This window comes from Streptomyces sp. NPDC012794 (assembly GCF_042901085.1).
Taxonomy (GTDB): domain Bacteria; phylum Actinomycetota; class Actinomycetes; order Streptomycetales; family Streptomycetaceae; genus Streptomyces.
The window spans coordinates 646,330-669,282 of sequence record NZ_JBIBCI010000001.1; the positions used below are offsets into that span (position 1 = coordinate 646,330).

The following is a 22,953-nucleotide window of genomic DNA, read 5'->3' on the forward strand; positions in this document are numbered from 1 at the left end:
GCGGTGGGCCGGCCGGGCCGCACCTCCTTCTGGCTTCGGAACGGGGGAGTCGTTCGGCGGGGGCGGCGGACGTTTCACACCGGCTCCGCGACGCTGAACCGGGCGGTGAGGACGGACCGGTAGACGGCTTCCGTGGCGGCCGCCACGCGGTCCCAGCCGTACCGGTCCAGCACCCTGCGGCGGCCGGCCTCGCCGTACGCCAGACGCCTCGCCGGGTCGTCCAGCAGCACGGCCACGGCCGAGGCCAGCGCGGTGACGTCACCGGGCGGGACCAGCAGACCCGTCTCGCCGTCGGCCACGGTGTCCAACTGGCCGCCGACGGCGCTGGCGACCACGGGCCGGCCGCACGCCATCGCCTCGAGCGGCACGATCCCGAACGGTTCGTAGTCGGCCGGGCACAGCACCACGTCGCAGGTGCCGATCAGGCCGGGGACCCGGTCGCCGCAGACCGCGCCCAGGAAACGCACCCGGTCGGCCACGCCGGCGCCCCGGGCGATGCCCCGGAGCCGGCGGACCTCGGGGTCGCGGTCGAGCGCGCCGGCGGGCGGCCCGCCGGCGATGAGCAGCTCGGCACCCGGCAGGTGCGCCAGCGCGGCGATGGACAGGGCCGCCCCCTTGCGGGGGACCAGCCGGCCCAGTTGCAGCAGCCGGTACCGGTGCCCGGAGCGCTGCTCCGCGCCGGGATCCGGCGGCCGGAAGCGCTTCGGATCGACCCCGCAGGGCACGATGTCGGCCTTGTCCGGGCCCACCCCCATGAGGGCGAGCTCGCAGACCTCGTCCCGGCAGGTGGCGATGACCCGGTCGCACCGCAGACCGACTTCCTTCTCCAGGGCGATCCGGGCCGCCGGACTGGTGTCGGAGCTTCCCTGGTGGCGCTTCTTGACGCTGCCCAGGGCGTGGTAGGTGTGCAGCAGCGGCAGCCGGTGTTCCTGTGCCGCGAGCAGCGACGCCACGCCCGACATCCAGAAGTGGGCGTGCACGACGTCCGGTGCCCCCGCCCGCCACTCGTTGACGAGGTGGTAGCCGAAGTCCCGCATGTGGGGCAGGAGTTCGTCCTTGGGGATCGGCTCCGCGGGGCCGGCCGGTACGTGGTGGACCTCCACGCCCGGACGCATGCGGGTCCGCTCCGGCAGGTCCCGGCCGTCCCGCCGGGTGTACACGGTGACGTGGTGGCCGCGGTCCGCCAGTGCGCCGGCGAGGGCGGCGACGTGCACGTTCTGGCCGCCCGCGTCCACGCCTCCGAGGGCCGCGAGGGGGCTGGCGTGCTCGGAGACCAGGGCGATCGACAGCGGGCGGGATCCCCGGGAGCGGCTGGACACCCTCATGAGCGCACCTCCGAGAACAGGCGTTCCCAGTCGTCCAGGAAGCGTTTGAGCCCGTACCGTTCGAGGGCCGCCTGCCGGGCCCGGGCGCCGTCCTCGGCGGCCGCTTGCGGCTCGTTGACGTAGTGGCGGGCCGCCCGGGCCAGTTCCTCGGGCCGGGTCGAGAGGACACCGGCCCCGGCCGGTACGGCTTCCACCGCCTCGGTGGTGGCGAGGGTCACGACGGGCATGCCCAGGTGCATGGCCTCCAGGAGCGACAGGCCGAGGGAGGTCCACCGCACCGGGTGCAGGTAGAGGCGGCGTTCCGCCATCGCGGCGTGCAGGTCGCGCTGCGGCAGGTCCTGGGCGCGGCAGCGGTCGGCGGGCAGGCCCAGGTGCGCGGCCAGCCCCTCCGTGCGCATGCCGAAGACGTCGAGCGGCGCCGCCTCGGCCAGCCCCGGAAGCAGATCGGTACCCGTGAACCGGCCGCGGCGGACGGGGTCGTTGACGACCACCGCCGCCCGGGGGAGCCGCCCCGTGTACAGGTGGCCGGGGTCGACGACGCCGTGCTCGATCACCACGGTGCGGGTACCGCCGTTGTCCCAGAACAGGCGGTTGAAGTGCGTCACGTGGACCAGCGTCAGGTCGGGGCGGTCGGCGAACGGGTGGCGGGTGTCGGGCACCGCCCCCGCCGGCGCGTTGTGCTCCAGGTAGACCGCCGGCACGTCGCGGCCGGGCCGTCTGCCCAGCCAGCGCTCGGCGAGTTCCCACTCGTGCGGCCGCTGCAGGACGACGAGGTCGACCGGCGTGTGCCGCAGCTCGCCCACGGCGACCTCGCGCACCGACTCCGGCCACTCGAAGGTCCGGGCCCGGCCGAGGCCGTCCGGGCCGCGGTCCGCCGTGACGGGGACCAGGTAGGAGTGGGGGCCTTGGACGAACGCCGTGGTCCAGGAACCGTGCACGTGCCACAGCAGGATGTTCATACGTTCGCTCCTCGCTCGGTCTCCCGGGGTTGCGCAGGGTGCGGCCGTCCGCCCCCGGCCCGCCCGGCCGCCGGGTCCGGTGCGATCAGGGACTCCAGGGCCGCGAGCACGTCGGCGTCGGTCACCGAGTCGAGGCAGGGGTGGCCCGCCACCGGGCAGTCACGGGCCCGGCTCCCGGCGCAGGCGGCGTGCTGATCGCCGAGCAGCACGTGCGGCACCCGGTACGGGCGCCAGCGCTCGGCGGGAACCACCGGCGCGAACAGGCACGCGACCGGTGTGCCGACGGCGGCCGCGAGGTGCGCCGGGCCGGTGTTACCGGTGACCACCGCGCGGGCCCCGGCGAGGACGCCCGCCAGCTCGTGCAGGTCCGTCGTCACCCCGCCCAGGTCCAGCGCGTGGCGCCCGGCGACCCGGGACGTCAGCTCCTTCTCGGCGGCGCTGCCCGTGATCACCACCCGGTGCCCGGCGGCGTGCAGGGCGGCGCAGGCGCGGGCCGCCCGGTCGGGGCTCCACGAACGGGCCGCGACGGCGGCTCCCGGATGCAGCACCACGTACGGTTCCGGACCGGTCAGCCGGGTCGTGTCGGGCGGCGCGCCGACCCGGAGCGCCCCGTCGTCACCGGCCGGCAGGGCGAAGCCGAAGTCCCGTACCAGGTCGAGGGCGGCCTCGGTCTCGTGCCGTCCGGGCAGCCGGTGGTGGCGCAGCGCGAGCAGGGACCCGGGGTAGTCCTCGCAGTCGGCCGCGACGGACGGCACGCCCGCCATGGCGAGCAGCAGAGCCGCGGGCAGGGGGCTCTGGTGGTAGGAGACCAGGATGACGGCGCGGTCGAAGTGCTCCGCCGCCAGCGCGTCCACCAGCATGTCGCACTCTTCGCGGGAGGTCCGGGCGGGCCGCAGCCCGACCCAGGCGGCATCGTGCACCAGGATCCGGTCCACGCCCGGCAGCAGCCGGGCGGCCGCGATCCCGGACGAGCCGCACAGCAGCGCGGTGTAGGAGGAGCCGGCGGCCACGGCCCGTACGGCCGGACCGCTGAGCAGGACGTCGCCGGCGCTGTCCAGCCGCACCACCAGGGTGCGCGGGGCGCTCACCGCGACCGCCCCGCGGACCGGCCGGGAACGGCGAAGCGCCCGACGGGTACGGAGCCGAGGGCCAGGCGGACCGCGGCCATCAGGTCGGCCGCGCACGCGTCGGCCCCCGCGACCTCCTCGGCACGGGTGGCGGGGGTGGGGACGAGCACGCCGCGGGCCCCGGCCGAACGGGCCGCTTCCAGGTCGGAGCCGATGTCGCCGATCACCACGGTGCGCCCGGGCGACGCGCCCAGCCGTTCGCAGGCGGCGGTGACCAGCCCCGGAGCGGGCTTGCGGCAGCCGCAGCCGGTATCGGGCCCGTGCGGGCACACCGCCCACAGCGCGAACGGGCCGAACAGCGCGTCGACGCGGCGCCGTACCGCCTCCACCTGGCGCCGGGTCAGCAGCCCGCGGGCCACGCCCGACTGGTTGCTGACCACGCCCAGCGGGACGCCCAGCCGCCGCAGGGCCGACACGGCGGCACGGGCCGACGGCATGGGGGTCACCCGGGCGGGGTCGCCGTTGTAGGGCACGTCCACGACGAGCGTCCCGTCGCGGTCGAAGAGGACCGCGTCGGGCAACTGCCGCTCCGCGCTCGCGCCCCGCCGGCGCGCGGCCGCGGTACCCGGGCCGCCGCCGGACGGCGCCGGGGCGGGACCGTCCCACAGCCACGGGCCGCCGGCGGCGCCCGGCGTGCCGCCGCCGGTCACGAACCCACCTGCGCGCGCGTCGCCCCGTCGGACCCGGGGCCCACCGCGACCGGCACCGCGGCGGCCGCCGGTCCGCGCGCGGGCGTCCCGCGCGGGACGGCCCGGTGCGCGACGTGGCCGCGCAGCCAGTGCCAAGCGGCGGCGGGCGGGATGAGCAGGCTCGTCACGGCCATGGTGAGGACCTCGGACCGGGTACGGGGCCCGGGGGCGATCCTCGCGGCCGCGAACTCCGTGGTCCCGGCCAGCCAGGCCGCGCCGCAGACGGCGGCGGCGCGGTGCCTGCCGGACAGGGCGCAGCCCACGGTCAGGCCGGCCGCCGTGCTCACCGCGAGGTGGCGCGGGAGCCGGCCCCGCGGTGCCCCGGCGCGGTGCCACCAGTCGCGCCCGTGCAGCCTGGTCATCAGTACGTCGTCGGCGTTGCCCTCCTGGACGCGTACGGAGATCCACCGGCCGGCGGGCCGTACCGGGTGGGTGGTCCGCCGGGTGCCCGACGCCAGCGTCCAGCCGCCGTCGAGCAGGCGCAGGGCCAGGTCGGCGTCCTCGCGGAAGGCGCGCCGGAAGCGTTCGTCGAAGCCGCCGGACGCCTCCAGGGCCGTACGCCGGAAGGCCATGTCGGCGGTGATCCAGCGTGCCGTCGCCAGGCCGGCCGTATTGCGCTCCCAGTCCGTGGGGCGCCGGCGGACGGGCAGCGGTACGTCGATGCGGGCGGTGACCGCGGCGGTGTCGCGGGAGGCCGATGCCAGGTCGCGGGCCAGCTCGCGGCCCCACGCCGGACCGGGTACGACGTCGTCGTCCAGGAAGACGATCCAGGGCGCCGGGCCGGCCTCCCGCATCCCGGCGTTGCGGGCCGCGGCCGGCCCGCGCCCCGCGCCCGGCACCACGACCGTGACCTCGCGCAGCCGTTCGGGCACCTCCACGGGCGGCACGCTGCCGTCGGGGTCCGGCCGGTCGTGCACGATCACCACCCGGTCGGGTCGCGGTCCGTCCGCCGTCGCCGCGTCCAGGGCCTCCAGGCAGACTCCGAGGCTCGGCCGTCCCACCGTGGGAACGACCACCGCGTAGGACGGGACCGACGCGTACCCCGTCGCCGCGCTCACGCGCCCTCTCCCGCCGCGAAGAGGCCGCCGCGCCGGACGGCGTACGGTCCGATGGCGAGCAGGTCGACCGGTGAGGAACCGAAGCACTCCAGGGCGTCCCGGGGATCGTCCACCATCGGCCGCCCGGCCGTGTTGAGGCTGGTGTTGACGACGACGGGCAGTCCGGTGCGCCGCTCGAACTCGGTCAGCATCCGGGCGACCAGCGGTTCGCGCGTCGAACTGACCGTCTGGATGCGCGCCGTGCCGTCGACGTGGACGACGGCCGGGATGCGCTCGCGCCACTCCGGGGCGACGTCGTGGACGAACAGCATGTACGGGCTGGGCAGCGGCCCGTCGAAGATCTCGGCGGCGCGGTCCTCCAGGACCATGGGCGCCACCGGACGGAACTGCTCGCGGCCCTTGACGTCGTTCAGCCGTTCGAGGTTCCCCGCGTGGCCGGGGTGCGCCAGCAGGGACCGGTGCCCCAGGGCCCGCGGCCCGAATTCCGAGCGCCCCTGGAACCAGGCGACGATGGCGTTGTCCGCCAGCGCCTCGGCCACCGTCGCCGCGATGTCCGCCGGCCGCTCGAAGGGCACGCCCGCCGTCTTCAGCCATCCGCCGAGCTCCGCGTCGGACCAGTCGCGGCCCAGGTCGGCGCCCGCCATGGGCTCCACGGCGTCGCCCTCCGTGGCGGCCACCAGCAGCGCCGCCCCCAGGGCCGTACCGGCGTCGCCGGCGGCGGGCTGGACCCAGACCCGGGAGAAGGGGCCCTCCCGGGCGATGCGGGCGTTGGCGACGCAGTTCAGCGCGACGCCGCCCGCCAGGGTGAGCACCTGGTCGTGCGTGCGGCCGTGCAGCCACCGGGTCAGGTCGAGCAGGGTCTCCTCCAGGACCGCCTGGGCGCTGGCAGCCGTATCGGCGTGCTCCTGCGTCCACGGTTCGTCCGGGCGGCGGGGCGGGCAGAGCTCGTGCCAGGGGACGTCCGAGGCGTGGAACCCGCCGTCGCCGGTGGGGAAGACGTGGCGGCGCAGCTCGGGCAGCATCCGGGGCCGGCCGTGCGACGCCAGGGCCATCACCTTGAACTCGTCGCTGGACCGCAGGAAGCCGAGGTGGTCGGTCAGTTCCTCGTACACCAGCCCCAGCGAGTGCGGCAGTTCCTGCGCGCGCAGCGGTTCCAGCCGGTTGCCCCTGCGGGTCGCCGCCAGGTGGGAGCCGCGCTCCCCGCGACCGTCCAGGACCAGGACGGAGCTGCGCTCGGCCCCGTCGGCGGCGAAGGCGCCGGAGGCGGCGTGGGACATGTGGTGCGGTACGAAGCGGACGATGCCCGGGTCGAGGCCCGGAAGGGCCGTCGCCAGGAATCCGGGCGCCTCGCGGGCGTAGGTCTGCCGCAGGTGGTCCCAGGGGTCGTGCAGGCCCATGTCCGGGGCCGGCAGGGCGAGTTCCGGGTCGTAGGCGTAGGCGACCACGTCGAGGTCCTGGGGGCGCAGCCCGGCGTACCGCAGGCACCAGGCCGCTGCTCGTTCGGGCAGTTCCCAGGCGGAGAAGGGTACGGGCCGCTTGCCGTGCTTGCGGCGGGAGAAACGTTCCTCCTCTGCGGCGGCCACGGTCGTGCCGTCGATGACGAGGGCGGCGGAGGGGTCGTGGAAGAGCGCGTTGATGCCGAGCACACGCATGGCGGGACGAGCCTTTCGGCCGGCGGGATCGGGGCACCGGGACGGGCGCCCGACACCGCCCGCCCGGACGGGGCGTGCGGTACCGGGAGCGCCCGCCGGTCAGTCGTCGAGATGGGCGCGGAACCATTCGATCGTGCGGCGCAGGCCTTCCTCGGCCGCCACCGCCGGCTCCCACTGCAGCTTGTCGCGCGCCAGCGTGATGTCCGGGCAGCGCACGGCGGGATCGTCCGTGGGCCGCTCGATGAAGGCGATCTCCGAGGGCGAGCCGGTCAGGTGCCGGATGTAACGGGCCAGCTCGAGCATGGTGATCTCGACCGGGTTGCCGATGTTCACCGGCCCCCGCATGCCGTGCGCCGCCATCGCGAGGATCCCGGCGACGGTGTCGTCGACGTAGCACAGCGAACGCGTCTGGAGGCCGTCACCGGTGACGGTGAGGGGTGCGCCGGTGAGCGCCTGCCGGATGAACGTCGGGACGGCGCGCCCGTCGTACCCCCGCATCTGGGGGCCGTAGGTGTTGAACAGCCGGACGATGGCCACGTCCGTGCCCAGGGCCGTCGCGTGCGCCGTGGCCAGCGCCTCGCCGAAGCGTTTCGCCTCGTCGTAGACGCTGCGCGGGCCGACCGGGTTCACATTGCCCCAGTAGCGCTCGTTCTGCGGGTGCTCCAGGGGGTCGCCGTACACCTCGGACGTCGAGGCCAGCACGAAGCGCGCCTCGCTGCGGTGCGCCAGCTCCAGCGCGTTGCGGACACCGAGGCTGCCGGCGTCCAGGGTGTGCAGCGGCAGCCGGAGGTAGTCGGCGGGAGACGCCGGGGAGGCCAGGTGCAGGACGAGATCGGGCTCACGGTCCACCGTGAACCCCTCGGACACGTTCGCCTCGCACAGGACGAAGTCCGCGCGCCCGACGAGGTGCTCCACGTTCGCCCGGCGGCCGGTGCTGAAGTCGTCGACGCAGGTCACGGCGGTGCCGGAGTCCACGAGGGCGGAGCAGAGGTGCGATCCGACGAAACCGGCGCCGCCCGTGACGACGGCGTGCGCCCAGCGTCGGGACGGGGGACTACCCATGGTCATCTCCTGATGGGACGGGGGAGTTGCGCGACGCGGAGGTCTCGGCGGGGCGGCAGCGGCCCCGTACGCGTCGGCCGGCCCCGCGGGGCCGCCAGAGGATCCCAGCGTGCACGCGGACCCGGCCGTCGGCACGTCCACGCCGCATTGGAGTGATGACGCCGCGTAACCCCCCCGGCGCCGGATCAGGGCCAGGACGGCTCGCACCGCGGTACGACGACGACCTCGGGCACCACGCTGCCGACGGGCACCGACAGCGCGTACATGACCGTGTCGGCCACGATGTCCGGGCTCTGCAGCATCGACACGTCGGCATCCGGGAAGCGCTCCAGGATGAAACCGGTCTCCATGCCGCCCGCGATGACGCCGGTGATCCCGATGCCCGCGCAGTCCCGCTGCGCCTCCTTGAAGAGCGTGTGGGTGAAGGCCCGCAGGCCCGTCTTGCTGGCGGCGTACGGACCGGCCTCGGTCCACGTCCGGTTGGCGGCGGTCGACAGGATGTTCACGATGTGGCCGCCGCCCCGGGCGACCATGCGCCGGTAGGACTCCAGACAGAGGTACATCGGCCCCAGCAGGTTGGTCGTGACCACGCGCGTGACCTCCTCCGCCGACAGCTGCTCGACGGCCTTGGACACGTCCACGGCGGCGTTGTTGACCAGGATGTCGACCGCCTGGCCGTCCTCCTCGATGTCCCGGAACACGGCCGCGACCGCTTGCGGGTCACACACGTCCAGCTCCACGAACCGCGCCCGGCCTCCGGCCACCAGCAGGTCCGCGCACAACTCCTGCGCGAGGTCCTTGCGCACGTCCGCCACCAGGACGGTGGCTCCCGCCGCGGCCAGCCGCCGCGAGATGGCGGCGCCCAGCCCGCGCGCCCCTCCCGTCACCAGCGCCAGCTTGCCGCCCAGATCTGCCTGTGCTGCGGTCACCTGCCCACTCTCCTTCCGCGCCGCCGTACGGGTGGACGGGCCGGACGGCCCGCCGGAGACGGCACGGCCACACTGTGGCAGTGACCCTCGGGGCGGACGGGCCGGACCGCGCCGAAGTGTCGCGGAGACGGCGGACAGCCATGCCCGGCCGCGTACGTCCGGACGGGTGAGGGCCCCGGACCGGAGGGCAGGGCGCGTACGGGGCCAGGCCCGCGGCGGAGGCGCTGATCACCGCCGGCCGCCTCGACCGCCCCCCGCGGCCCCCGCGGCCGGTGACGGGAGGCCGCGGCCGCTCCGTGTGAGCCGTATGCGCTCTGTGAGCCGTGTGAGCCGTGTGAGCAACCCCACCCCGCGCCCAACTCCCCCCGCGTACCGGCGGCCTGGGGCCGCCGCCGGCCCGCCGGCCCGCCGGAGGCCGGGACGGGCCGGCAAGGTCTGCCACCATGGTTGCGGCGCGCTCGTCGCCGTCCGCCGCACCGCAGCCTCCGGGCCGTGCGCCGCCGGGGCGGAACGCCGCCCGCCGCTCCCTGTCGCCAGCCGCACCCCGCGGCCGTTCCCGAGTGCCGCCCCTGTGTCTGCCACATCCTCCGCCCTGCCCTCCTCCCCTTCTCCCGTCACGTCCTCCGCCGAGCAGTCGCCGTCCGCCCGGCCTGAGGTTCCCGTAGACCGCTCGCCGTGGCGCAGCCTGCGCTACCGCAGCATGCGGTGGTGGGCGGCGGCCAGCCTGGTGTCCAACGCCGGCACCTGGATGCAGCTGACCGTCCAGAACCTGCTGGTCCTCCAGATCACCGGATCCGCCGCCGCCACGGGACTGTCCATCTCGGTGCAGGCCGCTCCCGGTCTGCTCTTCGGCCTGCTCGGCGGCGCCGCGGTGGACCGCTGGCCCCGCAAGCTGACCGCGGCCGTGAGCCAGGCCGTCCTCGGAGCCGTGGCCCTGGTGACCGCCGTCCTGGTCGGGCTGGACATGCTGAACCTGCCGGTGCTGATGGCCCTGGCGGCCGTCACGGGCCTCATCGCCACCGTCGACGGGCCGGCCTGCTCGCTCCTGGGCAATGACCTCGTGCACACGCGGGACGTGCCCTCGGCCATCGGAGTGGGCTCGCTGGTCCACAGTGCCGGAAGGCTCATGGGCGCCGCGCTCGCGGGCCTTGCCGTCGGCGTCATGGGCACGGCCTCCGCCTACGTGGCGAACGGCCTGTCGTTCCTGTTCGTGGCCGGTGTCATCCCCTTCCTCAAGCCGGTCCGGCCGGCGGCCCCGGCCGCCGTCCCGCAGGCGGCGGCCCCCGCGGCCGAGACGCTGAGCGCCCGCCAGGGGCTGGCCTACTTCATGAGCCGTCCCCGCCTGGTGGCGCTCGCCGCCATGAACGCGGTGAGCGCGCTCTTCGGCCGCAACTACTCGCTGACCCTGGTCGTGCTCGTCGCCGGCCCCCTCGCGGGCGGCGCCGGTTCCTTCAGCAAGGTCTCCACCGTGCTGGCCGTGGGCGGCCTGCTCGGTGCAGTACTGGGAGCCAGGCTGCGCAACCCCGGCGTCCGGCTGGTGGGGGTGCTGACGGCTGCCGGAGGACTGCTCCAGGTCCTCGCGGGCGTGTCCCCGTCCCTCGCCGCGCTGATGGTGATCGTCCTGCCGATGGCCCTCGCGGAGTCGGTGGCCGACACGGCGCAGTCCACCGTCCTGCAGACCGACCCCCCGGCCCGGATGCGGGGCCGTGTCCTGGGCGCGTGGTCCAGCATCCGGACGGTGTGGAGCCTCGCGGCGCCGCCCACGCTCGGCCTGCTGATGGAGCTGGCGGGAGTCCGGGTGACCCTGGTCGCGGGAGGTCTGATCGTGGTGGGCGCCGTCACCTGCGGCTACCTGCTCAAGGGCCGCCGGCCCCGGCGCGCGACGCCGCCCGTCGTGATGGCGGACCCCGCGGTGTCCCGCCCGGCCGCCCCGGTGGCGGTGGGCACGGCGGCCTGACGGCCTTCGGCCGGATCCTGCCGGGTGCGGCCTTCCGGTCCGGGCACGCCGGGTGCGGCGTTCCGGTCCCGGGCCCGGCAGGCACGTCCTTCGGCCGGATCCGGGCGGGGCCGGCGTGCGGCCGGCTCCCGGCGGGGGCGGTGTTCCCGTCCGGGCACTGCCAGGTACGGCATTCCCCTCCGGGACCCGGCGGGGGCGGCTTTCGGCCGGGTCCTGGCGGAGGCGTCCCACCTGTCCGGGTCCTGCCGGGTACGGCCTTCCGGTCCGGGCACTGCCAAGTACGGCGGACCGGGCCGCGGCGGGCCCCGGCAGGCACCCCTCTGGGCCGGCCCTCTCGCCGCAGCCGCCCCTGACCGGCGCGCGGCCGACCGCAGCAGGCGGGGCTGAGCCGGCCCCGTGCGCACCGCCGCGCCCGGGACAGACACCCGGCCGGCGGCCGATCCCGGTGACCGGGCCGCGCTTGCCGGCCGCGTCGCCGGGACCCGCGTCCGTCCCGGCCCCGTGGGCCGTGCGCCCGCCGGGTGACCGGCATCCGGGCCAGTCCCGGCCCTGTGGCCGGGGCGTACCGACCGGGTGGCCGGGACCCGGCCAGACCCGGCCCCCTGGGCCGTCCGCACTGCCCCGGCCGCCTGGCACCCCGGCCGACCGGGGGCACATGGGCCGCGCGCCCCGCATGCCGCCGCGCCCGCACGGGTAGGCGCCGGACATGAAGAGCCCCGATGCCGGCGGGCACCGCTTCCCGCCGCTGCCCGACGACGGCTCGGGGCAGGCGCGGACCCCGCGTGCCCGGCGCGACGCGGACCGACGGCTGTCGTGAGGCTGCGGACCAGTGATCCCCACGCGCCCGGGTGGCGGCGGGTACGCCACGGGCGCGGTTTCCGGTACCTGGACACCCACGGGCGTCCCCTGCCGGAGGCGGACGTCGAGCGGGTCCGCGCGCTCGTGATCCCCCCGGCCTGGCGGGAGGTCTGGATCTGCCCCTGGCGCAACGGCCACATCCAGGCCGTGGGAACGGACGCGGCGGGCCGGCGCCAGTACCTCTACCACCCGCGCTTCCGTGAGCAGCAGGACGCCGCGAAGCACGAGCACGTCCAGCGCGTGGCCCGGGGACTGCCACGGCTCCGGGAAGAGGTGACGCGGGACCTCGCGGGCCGCGGACTGTCCCGCGTACGGGTCCTGGCCTGCATGACGCGCCTGCTCGACCTGGGCTTCCTGCGGATCGGCGGCGAACGCTACGCCCGGGAGAACGGCAGCTACGGCCTCACCACCCTGCTGCGCGAGCACGCCGTCTGCCGCGCCGGCGAGATCCGCCTGCACTTCCCCGCCAAGTCGGGCCGGACGGTCGACCGTACGCTGGTCGACGCCCAGGCCCACGCGGTGGTCCGGGCGCTGCTCCGCCGCAAGGACCCCGGCCCGCGGCTCTTCGCGTACTGGGAACGGGGCGCGTGGCACGAGGTCCACGCCGAGGACCTCAACGCCTACCTGCGGGAACGGGCGCGGGAGGACGTGACCGCGAAGGACTTCCGGACCTGGTACGCCACCGTCCTGGCCGCGGTCGCCCTGGCGGTCTCCGAGGCCACCTCGGACGCCTCCCGTGCCCGGCGCGGCAAGGTCGTCGCGCGGGCCGTGCGCGAGGTGAGCGAATACCTGGGGAACACGCCCGCCGTATGCCGGGCGTCCTACATCGCCCCCCGTGTCATCGAGCTCTACGAGGAGGGCGAGACCGTCGCCGCCTCCCTCGGCGAGCTGGGCGAGGACGGCCTCTTCGGCCGGCCCGCCACCCACGGCGCCGTGGAGCAGGCGGTCCTGGACCTCTTGCGGACGGGCCGGGCCTGAAGGGGCGATGGGACGCCCGGGTACGGGCAGGCGCCGGACATGGAAACGACCCACCCCCTGGCAGTCGTCACCGGTGCGTCGAGCGGCATCGGTTACGAGCCGGCCGGGCAATTCGCCGAACACGGCTTCGACCTGATCATCGCCGCGGAGGACGACGCCCTCGCCCCGGCCGCCGCCACCCTGACCGGCCACGGCACCCGCGTGAAGGCCGTCCGGACCGACCTCGGCACCCGGGACGGCGTCGAGGAGCTCCACCGCGCCGTCACGGCCACCCGCCGGCCCGTGGCGGCCGTCGCGATGAACGCGGGCGCCGGGCAGGGCGGACCCTTCCTGCGGACCCGTCTGGCGGACGAGCTGAAGATCATCGACCTGAACATCACGTCCACCGTCCACCTCGCGAAACTGCCGCTGCCCAGGCGCTCCAGAACGAGCTGAAGGACACCGGGGTCACCGTCACCGCGCTGATGCCCGGCCCGACCGACACGGAGTTCTTCGCACGGGCCGGCCTGCTGGACACGAGGGTCGGCCGGTCGCGGAAGGACGACCCGGCCCAGGTGGCCGCGCAGGGTTTCCAGGCGATGATGGCCGGCGAGGACAAGGTCGTCGCCGGCACCTGGAAGACCAAGGCCCAGGGCCTGGCCAACCGCGTCCTGCCCGACAGCCTGAAGGCCCAGGTACACCGGGGCATGACGGAACCCCGCTCCGGCGCGCACGGCTGAAGGACGCCGCGGCCCCCGCGACGCGCAGACCGAAACGATCCAGGAGCGGAAACCCCTGTCTGACTCCCGCTCCGGATGGCAGTCTCTACTTCTCGGAAGCGTCGTCCTGGGGGGATCACGAGTGATGGAGCCGGGTACCGGCATGGGCCTGCGCGGCCGCAGCGGCATCCTGTCCCTGGTCGACGCGTGCCTAAAGGAGAGCCCGGCGGCCGAGCGGCCCCTGACCGTGCTCCTCGGTCCCGCCGGCAGCGGAGCCAGCGAGGCGCACAGCGCGCTCATGGAGCACTTCGGGCCCGACTACCCCTTCGCCTTCGTCAACTTCGGCGGGGCCCAGTCCCTGCTGCCCCGCTACGCCCTCGGCCTCCTGGCCCGCCAGCTCGAACGCAAACTGCCCCGCTACGGCCGCTCCCACTTCCCGCTGCTCAGCCTCGGCCTGCTCGCCTCCGACCAGGAACTGAGCATGCGCAGCCTTCCCGAGGGACGGCGCGCGGTGCAGCGCCGGCTCGACCGGTTCCAAGAGGAGAACGAGGCCAGGCACGGCGATTACCTGGCCGCGTTCTTCGAAGTCGGCATGGGCGCGGTCGGCATGCCCGAAGGCGCCTCCAACGCCGCACTCGCCCTCTTCCAGGACGCCCTGCGGCGCGGCCGCCGCACCGTGCCCGGCCTGTTCGGCGGCCGACTGGGCAACCGGCTCACCGCCGGGGCCCACTGGTACGGACGCCACCCCATGACCCGCAGCGCGGACCCCATGGAAGCCCTCGTGGAACTCAACCTCTGGCGGCACGAGGGCGACGAGAACGAACAGGAACGGCTCGACCTCATCCTCTTCTCCGCCTTCCTGGAAGACCTCAGACGCAACACCGCCCGCAACTTCATGCCCCGCTCCTACCTGCTGCTCCTCGACAACTCCCACACCGAGTACGGCCGCCGCTTCCTCGACCTGCTGCTGCGTTCCCGCCACGACGAGACGGTCGTCGCCGGCCGTACGAGCGACCCGCTGACCGTCGTCGCCAGCTCCAACCGCTGGCTGCCCCGCTGGGGCCCGGCCACCGGGGAGTCCTGGCCCTGGCAGCTGCGCGGACCCGACCGGGCCTCCCTGGCCGACTGGAACGCCCACCGGCCGACCCGCGACAGCGAGGACTCCTGGTGGTACCCGTTACGCCTGCGCGACCTCAACCTGGACGAAGTGCGGATCCGGATCGAGCTCCAGCTCGGAGGGCACAGCGACCTGGCCCCGCTGACCCGCCTCACCCCCTTCGTGCACCGCCTCACCGGAGGCCTGCCCCGCGCCGTCCACCAGGTACTCGACGTACTGCGCCAGGCCGGGCCCCCCAGGGAGCCGGGTCCAGGGCAGGACCGCTGGCTGCGCACCCTGCCCGACCGGCCGCTGCGCACCGGGGAGGACTCCGCCACCCTCGCCGACACGGCCCTCGGCCACCTCCTGCGCGACTTCGACAGGACCCAGCGCACCGCCCTCGCCGAATGCGCCGCAGCCCGGGACTTCTCCGTCGCCACGCGGCTGCTCAGCCCCGACGACTCCCTCTTCGGCGACATCCGCTCCCGCTGGCTGCTGAGCGGGCCCGTCTCCGTCGTCCCCGTACTCCACCCGTGGCTGCGCCGGCTGCTGCTGTGGCGGCTGGCCGCACGCCCCGACGGGTGGGACGCCGTGCACGAACTCCTCGCGGAGTACTACCACGGCGAGGGCAAGCCGGTGCAGGAGATGTACCACCAGCTCGCCCGCGGCCGGACCGAGGAGGTCACCACCCACCTGGCGCGGCGCTTCACCGCCGTACCGGCCGCCCAGTGGATCTCCGAGTTCGACGCGATCACCGCCGCGCCGAACCGCCTGCCCGCCGACAGCGGACCCCTGGAACTCCTCGCGGGACTCGTCCCCCGCCGGCCCGGGCGGGTGATGGACACCGAGTCCGTGATCCACACCCTGGTGACCACCCGCTGGGTGTGGAGCGATCCGCTCGCCGACCCCGCCATGCGGCTCAACGACATGATCGCCGACGGCTACACCCAGCTGTCCCAACTGCGGAGGAACGACATCGTGGCCCTCTTCAACGAGTCGGAACGGTACCGCCACTGGCGCGATCCCCAGACCGCCGGCTGGGAGGGCTGAGCACGTGCCCAGACTCGAATGGCCCCTGCACGTCGTGCGCCGCGTCGCCCTCGCCACCGCGGCCGTCGTCGCGCTGGCCGCCGGCCTCTGGCTGGGCCTCGGCTGGCTCCAGGACCGCCAGGCACGATGCGGCGACGGGATCGTCGAACGGGGCGCGCAGGACGAGTGCGTTGGCGTGACCGACGGCTCCTACGTCTTCGCCCCGCACCTCGACGCCGTCAGCGAGAAGATCGAGGAGGAGAACCGCAGGGTCCTCGCCAACGCCGGTGACGAACCGTACGTCAGCGTCGCCTACTTCACCTCCTTCACCACCACGGCCGAGGACAGCAACTCCGCCGAGGGCGTCCGCCACGAACTCCAGGGCGCCTACCTCGCCCAGTACCGGCACAACCGGGGCGACCTCGCCGCCACCCCCAAGATCCGCCTGCTGATAGCCAATCCCGGCAGCAGGTCCACGCAGTGGAAGCACACCGTCGACGAGCTGATCGCACGCAAGGACTCCCCGGACCGGCTCGTCGCCGTGGCCGGCCTCGGCCCCAGCACCAACGAGAACCTCGCGGCCATAAAGCGCCTCTCCGAACACGGCATCGCCATGGTCGGTGCCACCCTGACCGCGACGAACATCCAGGACATCAACGGCTTCGTGCGGATCGCCCCCACCAACGAGGACGAGGCGTACGCGGCCGCCGGCTACCTCAAACGGCACGGGGTCGCCACCGCCGTCGTCCTCCAGGACGTGGCGGAGGGCAACCTCTACGCCTCGACCCTGGGCACCGCCTTCACCAAGGCCTTCCACGACGGCGACAAGCACCGGCTCGTCTCCGAGCGGATGACCTACGACTCCTCCGTCAGCAGCGCCTGGCAGAACGAACTGCGCTACATGCCGGGCCAGTTGTGCCAGCAGCGGCCCCAGCTCGTGTACTTCGCGGGCCGCGGCCGCCACCTCACCCACTTCCTCGACGCGCTCTCCAACCGCAGCTGCACCGACCAGCAGTTCACCGTGTTCGCCGGGGACGACACGACGAACCTGAGCGCCGAGCAGCTCGCCCACGCCGCCGAGACCGGCATCCAGGTGCTCTACACCGGCCTCTCCCACCCCGACATGTACCGCTCCGCGCCCCAGGCGGTGTCCGCGCCGTCGGCTAAGAACTTCCAGCCGGGCGGACTGCTGCACCAGTGGTTCCCGCACGACCCGCGCGAGGACGGCGGGGCCCTGATGGGCCACGACGCGGTCCTCGCAGCGGCCCACGGCATCCAGATGGCCGCCCGCTGGCAGGGACAGGTCGCGGGCGACGCGGTGGCCCGGATGTTCCACCAGATGGACGGCACCCAGCAGGTGGCCGGCGCGAGCGGGTTCATCTCCTTCCAGAACAACGGAAATCCGCGCAACAAGGCCGTCCCGATCCTGCGTCTCAACGGCAAGGGCCAGGTCGAGTTCGTCGAGGTGTCCGCGGCGGAGGGCAAACCACCGCAGGAACAGTGACGCGAGCCGTCAGGCCGCGACCCCGACGGCGAGGGTGCCGATCCCGGAGTGGGCGCGCGGGACGTTCCGGCGGGCCGCGGGAAGGGGTCGCGCTGCGGCTCCGATCGTGGACCGGCGGGACGGGTCCCGTCCGGCCGGGACGGGTGCACGGGCGTGGTCAGGGGCACGGCACCGCACAGGCTCCGGGCTCCGGGCTCCTGCGGCGAGGGCGCGTCCGCCCCCCGGTGCGGCCCCGTCCGCCGGGCGGTGTCAGTAGCGCAGGGCCGTGCCGGTCCGGGCCTTCACCGTGCCGGACAGTTCGTGCGTGCTGCGCGCGGCGCCCCGGCCCGTGCCCCCGCCCGCGACGTCCGCGACCGTCACCACCACGGTGTCGAGGATTTTGCCGCCCTCGTCCTCGAATTCGACCTGCACCGCGAAGGACTTCTGCCCCTCGTCGGTGTTGCGCACGGTCACGGGGACCGACGTACGGCCGTCCGCGTCCTTCGTCACCGTCCCCAGGGTCACCTGGTCCTTGGCGTCGACCCCGTCCTTGACCTCGGCGAGCTTGTCCTTGGCCACGGCGGCGGCGGACTCGGCGGCCCTCCCCGCCTCGGCGGCTGCCGACGAGACGGCCTCGCCGGCCGATTTCACCGCCTCGGCGGCGCTCGACACCGCCCCGGACGGCACGCCGCCGTCCGAACAGCCGGCGGCGCCGAGCACCACCGCCGCCAGTACCGCCCCGCCTGCCGCACCGCGCATCCACACGACCGCCGCCACCACGCCTCCAAGGGTCTTCCGGGCTCCCAGTCAAAACCCCGGCGGCCCGGACGCCCACCGGAAGGGGCAACCGGGTGACCGCCGGAACGGGCGGCTTCGCCCGCGGCTCCTCCCGCGCCTGCCCGCGACCTGTGGACCGGCTGTGAAACCGGGCGGTACGGGAGGTGTGGTAAAAGAGCCGTGCCGAGAAGTTCTATATTCGTATGAAGCATCCACGCGCGGCCCGGCTGCGGAGATTCAGGGGGTACGACCGCGATGGCCGAGACCGACGCCGGCACCCGGGCGAAGTCCCGTACGGCCCGCAAGGCCCGCCGCAAGACGCGCAACCGCAAGCGCCTGGGCATAGCCGGGGCCGTACTCGTCGCCGGCGGGGCGGGCGTCGCGTTCGCCGTCGGCCTCCCGGGATCCTCCGAGGTCGAGCGCGACGCCAGGCTGGCGGCCCCGGCGGGTGCGGGCGCGGTGACCGGCGGGCCCGGCTTCGGCAAGGGCCCCAAGCCGGACTGGGACGGCAAGGTCGAGGTGCTGGGCGACGGCTCCACCTCCTACACCGGGCCGCAGCCGGGACAGCTCAAGCCCGAGAAGCTGAAGCCGGGCGAGAAGCCGCCGCAGTTCGTGGTCTTCTCCTGGGACGGCGCGCTGGAGGGCGACGACCAACTCTTCTCGCACTTCCGCAAGGTGGCCAAGGAGAACAAGGCCCACATGACCTTCTTCCTCACGGGCATCTACCTGCTGCCGGAGAGCAAGAAGTCGCTCTACCGCCCGCCGCAGCACGGCCAGGGCGCCGCCGCCATCTCGTACCCGACCGTCCCGCACGTGCGGTCCACGATCCAGCAGCTGCGCGGCGCCTGGACCGACGGCCACGAGATCGGGTCCCACTTCAACGGGCACTTCTGCGGCCCCAAGGGCGGCGGGGACTGGAGCCCCGAGGAGTGGAAGAGCGAGATCGACCAGACGTACGCCTTCATGAAGGGGTGGAAGACCAACACCGGCTTCACCGGTGAGGCCCCCCTGCCGTTCGACCCGGACCGGGAGGTCGTCGGCGGCCGCGCGCCCTGCCTCGAGGGCCAGAAGAACCTCGTGACCGCGATCAAGCAGTACGGCTGGCGCTACGACGCGAGCTCCTCGGGCGACTTCCAGATGTGGCCGTCCAAGATGGACGGCATCTGGAACTTCCCGCTCCAGCTCGTCCCCCTGCAGGGCAAGGAGGTGCAGGTTCTTTCCATGGACTTCAACTTCCTCTACAACCAGTCGGGCGACAGCACCCAGGGCGACCCGTCGAAGTTCGCCGCCTGGCAGGCGCAGGTACGCGGCTCGTACATGAACGGCTTCAACCGCGTCTACAACGGCAGCCGGGCGCCGATGTTCATCGGCAACCACTTCGAGGACTGGAACGGCGGCATCTACATGAAGGCCGTCGAGGACGTGATGAAGGACGTCTGCAACCGCCAGGACGTGCGCTGCGCGTCCTTCCGGGAGGTGGCGGACTGGATGGACGTCCAGGATCCGAAGGTCCTGGCCCAGCTGCGGATGCTCGACCCGGCCCAGGCGCCGGACTGGAAGGCGCTCATCAAGTGACCCGGGCCGGCGCGGCCGGGACGGCCGGCTCCTGCCGGGCCCGTCGCACGGCGCGCCGCCCGGGGGCCACGTACGACGGCCCCGCCTACTTCACGGCCTTCGCGTAGTCGGCCCACAGGCCGACCGCCCGCGCGCTGCCGGGCGTCGTGGGGGCGTCGCCGGCCAGCCCCGTCAGCGGCAGCGGGATCAGGTCCAGCAGCGACATCCGGTAGACCACCACGGCCGTGGTCTCCTGCGCGGTGGTGCCCACGAACCAGCCCGCGGTGTTCGCCGCGGTCGTGCCGGTCTTGCCGGCCGCACCCGGCTGGGCCTTGGCCGCGGCCTTGGCCGAGCCCTCGCTGACGGCCGCCCGCAGGGCCTCCGTCACCGTGCGCGCGGTCTTCTGCGACATCGCCCTGACCGCCTTCGGCGCGTCCAGCGGCACGGCGGCTCCGGCGCGGGTGGCCGACCGCACCGAGTAGGGGTCGGTGTGCATTCCGTCCGCCGCGAAGGTCTGGTAGGCGCCGGCCATCCGGATCGCGCTGGGCGTGGAGTTCTCCCCGAGGGCGAAGGCGGGGATCCGCGGCCCGAGGCTCGAGGCGAGCAGCCCCGAGCGCTCGGCGTACGACTCCACCCGGTCGAGCCCGACGTCGAGGCCGAGCTGGAGCATGGGGGTGTTCACGGAATGGGCCACCGCCTGCTGGAGGGTGATCTGGCCCCAGCTGCGGTCGCCCTCGTTGTGCCCCTTGACCACCTTGCCGCTGCGGTCCCAGTACGGACCCTCGGGCGTCCGCACCGTCGCCTGGTCGTTGCCGTCGTACACGCTGGAGGGGGAGACCGGGGTACGGGCCTGGCCGCGCGTGCGCAGCACCCCGTCCTCGAGCGCGGCGGCGTAGACGAGGGGCGTGAACACCGTGCCGGCCGGGATGGTCGTCGCGTTCGCCTCGTTGAAGCCCTGCTTCAGGTAGTCGGGACCGCCGTACACGGCGAGCAGCCGGCCGTCGCGGGCCACACTGGCCGCGCCGATCTTCGCGTACTTGTCGGTGTCGGGGCGCCGCTCGGGGTCGATGTCCTTCTGGGCTTGCTGGACCGCGGCGGTCAGGGCCGCCATGCGGTTCTTGTCGAAGGTCGTGTAGATCTGGTAGCCGCCGAGGTCGAAGTCGGACTCCTTGAGGTGTCCGGCCTTGATCGCGTACGCCTTGGCCATCTCCACCAGGTAGCCGTTCTGCGCCCCGGGCATGCCGACGAGGGAAGCGGCCGAGGGCTCCGGGAACTTCGTGTACGTGGCGCGTTCGGCGGGGGAGAGGTGGCCGGTCTCGACCATGCGGTCCAGGATCCAGCTCCAGCGCTCGACGGCCCGCGCGTGGTTCTCCTTGCCGAGGGAGGGGTCGAAGAGACCGGCGCCCTTGAGGAGGGAGGCCAGGAAGGCGCCTTCGCTGGCGTTGAGCTGCGAGACGTCCTTGCCGTAGTACGCCTGGGACGCGCGCTGGATGCCGTAGGTGCCGCGGCCGAACCAACTGGTGTTGAGGTAGTCCTCCAGGATCTGCTTCTTGCCCGCGCGGCTGTCCAGCTTCACGGCGAGCAGCAGCTCGGTGAACTTCCGGGACAGGGTGCGGTCCTGGTTCAGATACGCGTTCTTCACGTACTGCTGCGTGATGGTGGATCCGCCCTGGGTCTCACCGCCGGTCACCGCGGCGCGGATCGCGCGCAGCACGCCGGACGGGGAGACGCCGGGGTCGGAGTAGAAGCTGGCGTTCTCGGCCGCGAGGACGGCTCCCTGAACCTTCTCGGGCACCTTCGCCAGGGGCATCTCCTGCCGCTGGACCCAGCCCGTGCGGGCCATGGTGGAGCCGTCGGACCAGTAGTAGACATTGTCCTGTTGCGTGGCGAAAGAGTTGAGGTCGTCGGGTATGTCCGTGGTCGCGTAGGCGATGCCGACGAAGCCCGCCATGCCGACGAACAGGTACAGGAGGGCGCCGGCCCACTGGCGGCCCGAGGGGACCCACCGGCGCCAGCCGTCGCGCCCCGGCCTCGGGTACGCCGGCCGCAGACGGCGCAGCGCGGGGCGCGCCGCGGCGAGGACCGGCGCGAGCGCCGCCGGGAGACGGCCGGCCGGGCCGGAGCCGGACCGCGCCCGGCGGCTCCCGGACTTCCTGCGGCGGCCCGGGGCGGCCGCTCCGCTGTCCTTCGGGGCCGCCCGTCTGCCCCGCGATCGCCCTCTTGAGGACATGTCCTGCCCGCCCACTCCGAATGCCCCCCGTACTGTGCTTCCGCCTACACCCTAGATGCACCTCCTGTGAAGCCGGCGGGGAGGTGGGGTGAAGGCGGAGGTTCCGCGGGGGCGGTGTCCCGTCCGGAAGCGGAAGCGCGCGGACCGGCGCCTGGCGTGATCATTGCCGGGCGAGAGGGGACGAAACGGAACACGGCCACGGCGTCGCCCAGTTGTGCGAAGATTCCGTCGCCCGGTCCGTGCGGACCGGGTGACAAGGGGATGCACAGTGATACCTAAGAGGTTCAGGCTGGCCGCCATCGGCGCCCTGACCGTGGCCATGGCGTCCGGCAGCCTGTTCGCCTACTCCGCGAGCGCGGGCACGACGGAGGAAGCCGACCGCGCCACCGCGGACGCCTTCGCCCGCATTGCCGACGACGTGCTCTCGCAGCGCACGCAGGCCCTGGTCGACGGTCACGTGCGGCACCGTGAGGCCGCTCCTTCCTCCAAGAAGAAGGCCCGGCTGTCGGACAGGCTGAAGAAGGACGAGCACGCGGCCATCGCGTCGCTGCAGTCCCGCAAGACCCGCCTCGCGGAGCTCGGTGAGGCCTACACGGCCGCCGACACCAGCGTCGTGGTGGACCGCGCCACCCTCACCGGCGGCAAGGCGACCGTGCAGGTCACCGAGCAGACCACGCTCACCTACAAGAAGGTGCGGGGGGACGAACCGGACACCACCGACTTCAAGACGCGCTACGAGCTGACCCTGACGGGCAAGAAGGGCGGCTCCTGGGAGCTGACCTCGATCAAGTCCCAGGACAGCGCGAACGCCCCCGTGGCGGTCAACGAGCCCGTGGCGGCCAAGGTCGCCGTCGTCAAGGACGACGGCAACCAGTACCCGGACGGCACGCCCGCGTCCACCAAGTACCCGGCCACGCCGAATCCGAAGAAGACCACCGGCGGCGCGTACGACTACAACGCCATGGCGAAGTACGCGGAGAAGTACTGGAGCAACTACAACCCGGCGTACCGGAAGTTCAACGGCGCCGGCGGTGACTGCACCAACTTCGTCAGCCAGTCGCTGAAGGCCGGCGGCTGGAAGCCCGTTCCGGGCACCTCCTCGGACTACCGCAACTGGTGGTACGACGGCACCCGCCAGTCCGTCTCCTGGATCGGCGTGAACGAGTGGGCCTGGTTCACGCTCTCCAACCAGCGGGCCACGAACCTGGCGAACGTGTACCAGATGGACATCGGCGACGTCATGCAGGTGGACTTCAACAAGGACGGGTCCAAGGACCACTCCATGATCGTCACCTACCGCAGCCGTGCCGGGATGCCGTACCTCACGTACCACTCCACGAACACGTACCGGAAGTCGCTCGCGAGCATCATCGCGTCCTACCCGGACGCGCGCTACTTCGCGTACCGCACCTGACGGTCGCCCTCCTGGGGCCCCTCCCGCCGGCGGAAGCCGGCGGGAGGGGCCCTTTTTTCGTGCCCGCCGAGCGGGGCG

The 22,953-nt window shown here is 74.0% G+C and carries 18 protein-coding genes; 8 read left to right on the forward strand and 10 right to left on the reverse strand.

What is annotated here, in order from left to right; translation table 11 throughout:
* Positions 1-74: 74 nt before the first annotated feature.
* The 8 genes from ACFY7H_RS02935 to ACFY7H_RS02970 all read right to left on the reverse strand — a co-directional run bounded on the left by ACFY7H_RS02935 (position 75) and on the right by ACFY7H_RS02970 (position 8,801).
* Complete coding sequence (locus ACFY7H_RS02935; RefSeq protein ID WP_388932117.1) at positions 75-1,325, reverse strand: glycosyltransferase; 1,251 nt, start codon at positions 1,323-1,325, stop codon at positions 75-77.
* The gene (locus tag ACFY7H_RS02940; protein WP_388932120.1) at positions 1,322-2,284 is read right to left on the reverse strand and encodes a glycosyltransferase; all 963 of its coding nucleotides are present in this window, start codon (positions 2,282-2,284) and stop codon (positions 1,322-1,324) included. Before ACFY7H_RS02940 ends, ACFY7H_RS02935 begins: the two co-directional genes overlap by 4 nt.
* On the reverse strand, positions 2,281-3,372 hold the full coding sequence (locus ACFY7H_RS02945) for a glycosyltransferase family 9 protein (RefSeq protein ID WP_388932122.1): 1,092 nt from the start codon (positions 3,370-3,372) through the stop codon (positions 2,281-2,283). The genes ACFY7H_RS02940 and ACFY7H_RS02945 overlap by 4 nt, the downstream gene beginning before the upstream one ends.
* Positions 3,369-4,061, reverse strand: a complete 693-nt coding sequence (locus ACFY7H_RS02950; protein WP_388932125.1) for a D-glycero-alpha-D-manno-heptose-1,7-bisphosphate 7-phosphatase — start codon at positions 4,059-4,061, stop codon at positions 3,369-3,371. Before ACFY7H_RS02950 ends, ACFY7H_RS02945 begins: the two co-directional genes overlap by 4 nt.
* Entirely contained in the window at positions 4,058-5,158 is a 1,101-nt protein-coding gene (locus ACFY7H_RS02955) for a glycosyltransferase family 2 protein (RefSeq protein ID WP_388932128.1), read from the reverse strand. The genes ACFY7H_RS02950 and ACFY7H_RS02955 overlap by 4 nt, the downstream gene beginning before the upstream one ends.
* Complete coding sequence (locus ACFY7H_RS02960) at positions 5,155-6,810, reverse strand: carbamoyltransferase (RefSeq protein WP_388932131.1); 1,656 nt, start codon at positions 6,808-6,810, stop codon at positions 5,155-5,157. The genes ACFY7H_RS02955 and ACFY7H_RS02960 overlap by 4 nt, the downstream gene beginning before the upstream one ends.
* A gap of 99 nt (positions 6,811-6,909) precedes the next feature.
* Positions 6,910-7,872, reverse strand: coding sequence for an NAD-dependent epimerase/dehydratase family protein (locus ACFY7H_RS02965; RefSeq protein ID WP_388932134.1), 963 nt, complete (start codon positions 7,870-7,872; stop codon positions 6,910-6,912).
* A 185-nt stretch (positions 7,873-8,057) separates the two neighbouring features.
* Positions 8,058-8,801: an SDR family oxidoreductase gene (locus ACFY7H_RS02970; protein WP_388932137.1), complete on the reverse strand. Its 744-nt coding sequence runs from the start codon at positions 8,799-8,801 to the stop codon at positions 8,058-8,060.
* A 700-nt stretch (positions 8,802-9,501) separates the two neighbouring features.
* On the opposite strand from ACFY7H_RS02970, the gene ACFY7H_RS02975 reads away from it, so the two are divergent.
* The 6 genes from ACFY7H_RS02975 (at position 9,502) to ACFY7H_RS03000 (ending at position 16,921) form a co-directional block, all read left to right on the forward strand.
* Entirely contained in the window at positions 9,502-10,758 is a 1,257-nt protein-coding gene (locus ACFY7H_RS02975) for an MFS transporter (RefSeq protein ID WP_388932291.1), read from the forward strand.
* An 813-nt stretch (positions 10,759-11,571) separates the two neighbouring features.
* Positions 11,572-12,594 carry a DNA topoisomerase IB gene (locus ACFY7H_RS02980; RefSeq protein ID WP_388932140.1) on the forward strand — a complete coding sequence of 341 codons (1,023 nt, stop codon included), beginning with the start codon at positions 11,572-11,574 and terminating at the stop codon, positions 12,592-12,594.
* A 39-nt stretch (positions 12,595-12,633) separates the two neighbouring features.
* Entirely contained in the window at positions 12,634-13,029 is a 396-nt protein-coding gene (locus ACFY7H_RS02985) for an SDR family NAD(P)-dependent oxidoreductase (protein WP_388932143.1), read from the forward strand.
* A gap of 29 nt (positions 13,030-13,058) precedes the next feature.
* On the forward strand, positions 13,059-13,313 hold the full coding sequence (locus ACFY7H_RS02990; protein WP_388932145.1) for a hypothetical protein: 255 nt from the start codon (positions 13,059-13,061) through the stop codon (positions 13,311-13,313).
* Positions 13,314-13,437: 124 nt separating this feature from the next.
* Entirely contained in the window at positions 13,438-15,438 is a 2,001-nt protein-coding gene (locus ACFY7H_RS02995) for a hypothetical protein (protein ID WP_388932147.1), read from the forward strand.
* Positions 15,439-15,442: 4 nt separating this feature from the next.
* On the forward strand, positions 15,443-16,921 hold the full coding sequence (locus ACFY7H_RS03000) for an ABC transporter substrate-binding protein (RefSeq protein WP_388932150.1): 1,479 nt from the start codon (positions 15,443-15,445) through the stop codon (positions 16,919-16,921).
* Between the two features lie 249 nt (positions 16,922-17,170).
* Here the strand turns inward: ACFY7H_RS03000 and ACFY7H_RS03005 are convergent, their stop codons facing one another.
* Positions 17,171-17,680, reverse strand: coding sequence for a hypothetical protein (locus tag ACFY7H_RS03005; RefSeq protein ID WP_388932152.1), 510 nt, complete (start codon positions 17,678-17,680; stop codon positions 17,171-17,173).
* Positions 17,681-17,932: 252 nt separating this feature from the next.
* On the opposite strand from ACFY7H_RS03005, the gene ACFY7H_RS03010 reads away from it, so the two are divergent.
* On the forward strand, positions 17,933-19,252 hold the full coding sequence (locus ACFY7H_RS03010; protein WP_388932155.1) for a hypothetical protein: 1,320 nt from the start codon (positions 17,933-17,935) through the stop codon (positions 19,250-19,252).
* An 85-nt stretch (positions 19,253-19,337) separates the two neighbouring features.
* Here the strand turns inward: ACFY7H_RS03010 and ACFY7H_RS03015 are convergent, their stop codons facing one another.
* A complete protein-coding gene (locus ACFY7H_RS03015) occupies positions 19,338-21,461 on the reverse strand; it encodes a transglycosylase domain-containing protein (protein ID WP_388932158.1) in 2,124 nt (707 codons plus the stop codon).
* Between the two features lie 268 nt (positions 21,462-21,729).
* Here ACFY7H_RS03015 and ACFY7H_RS03020 point away from each other — a divergent pair, with 268 nt between their 5' ends.
* Positions 21,730-22,875: an amidase domain-containing protein gene (locus ACFY7H_RS03020; RefSeq protein ID WP_388932160.1), complete on the forward strand. Its 1,146-nt coding sequence runs from the start codon at positions 21,730-21,732 to the stop codon at positions 22,873-22,875.
* Positions 22,876-22,953 lie beyond the last annotated feature (78 nt).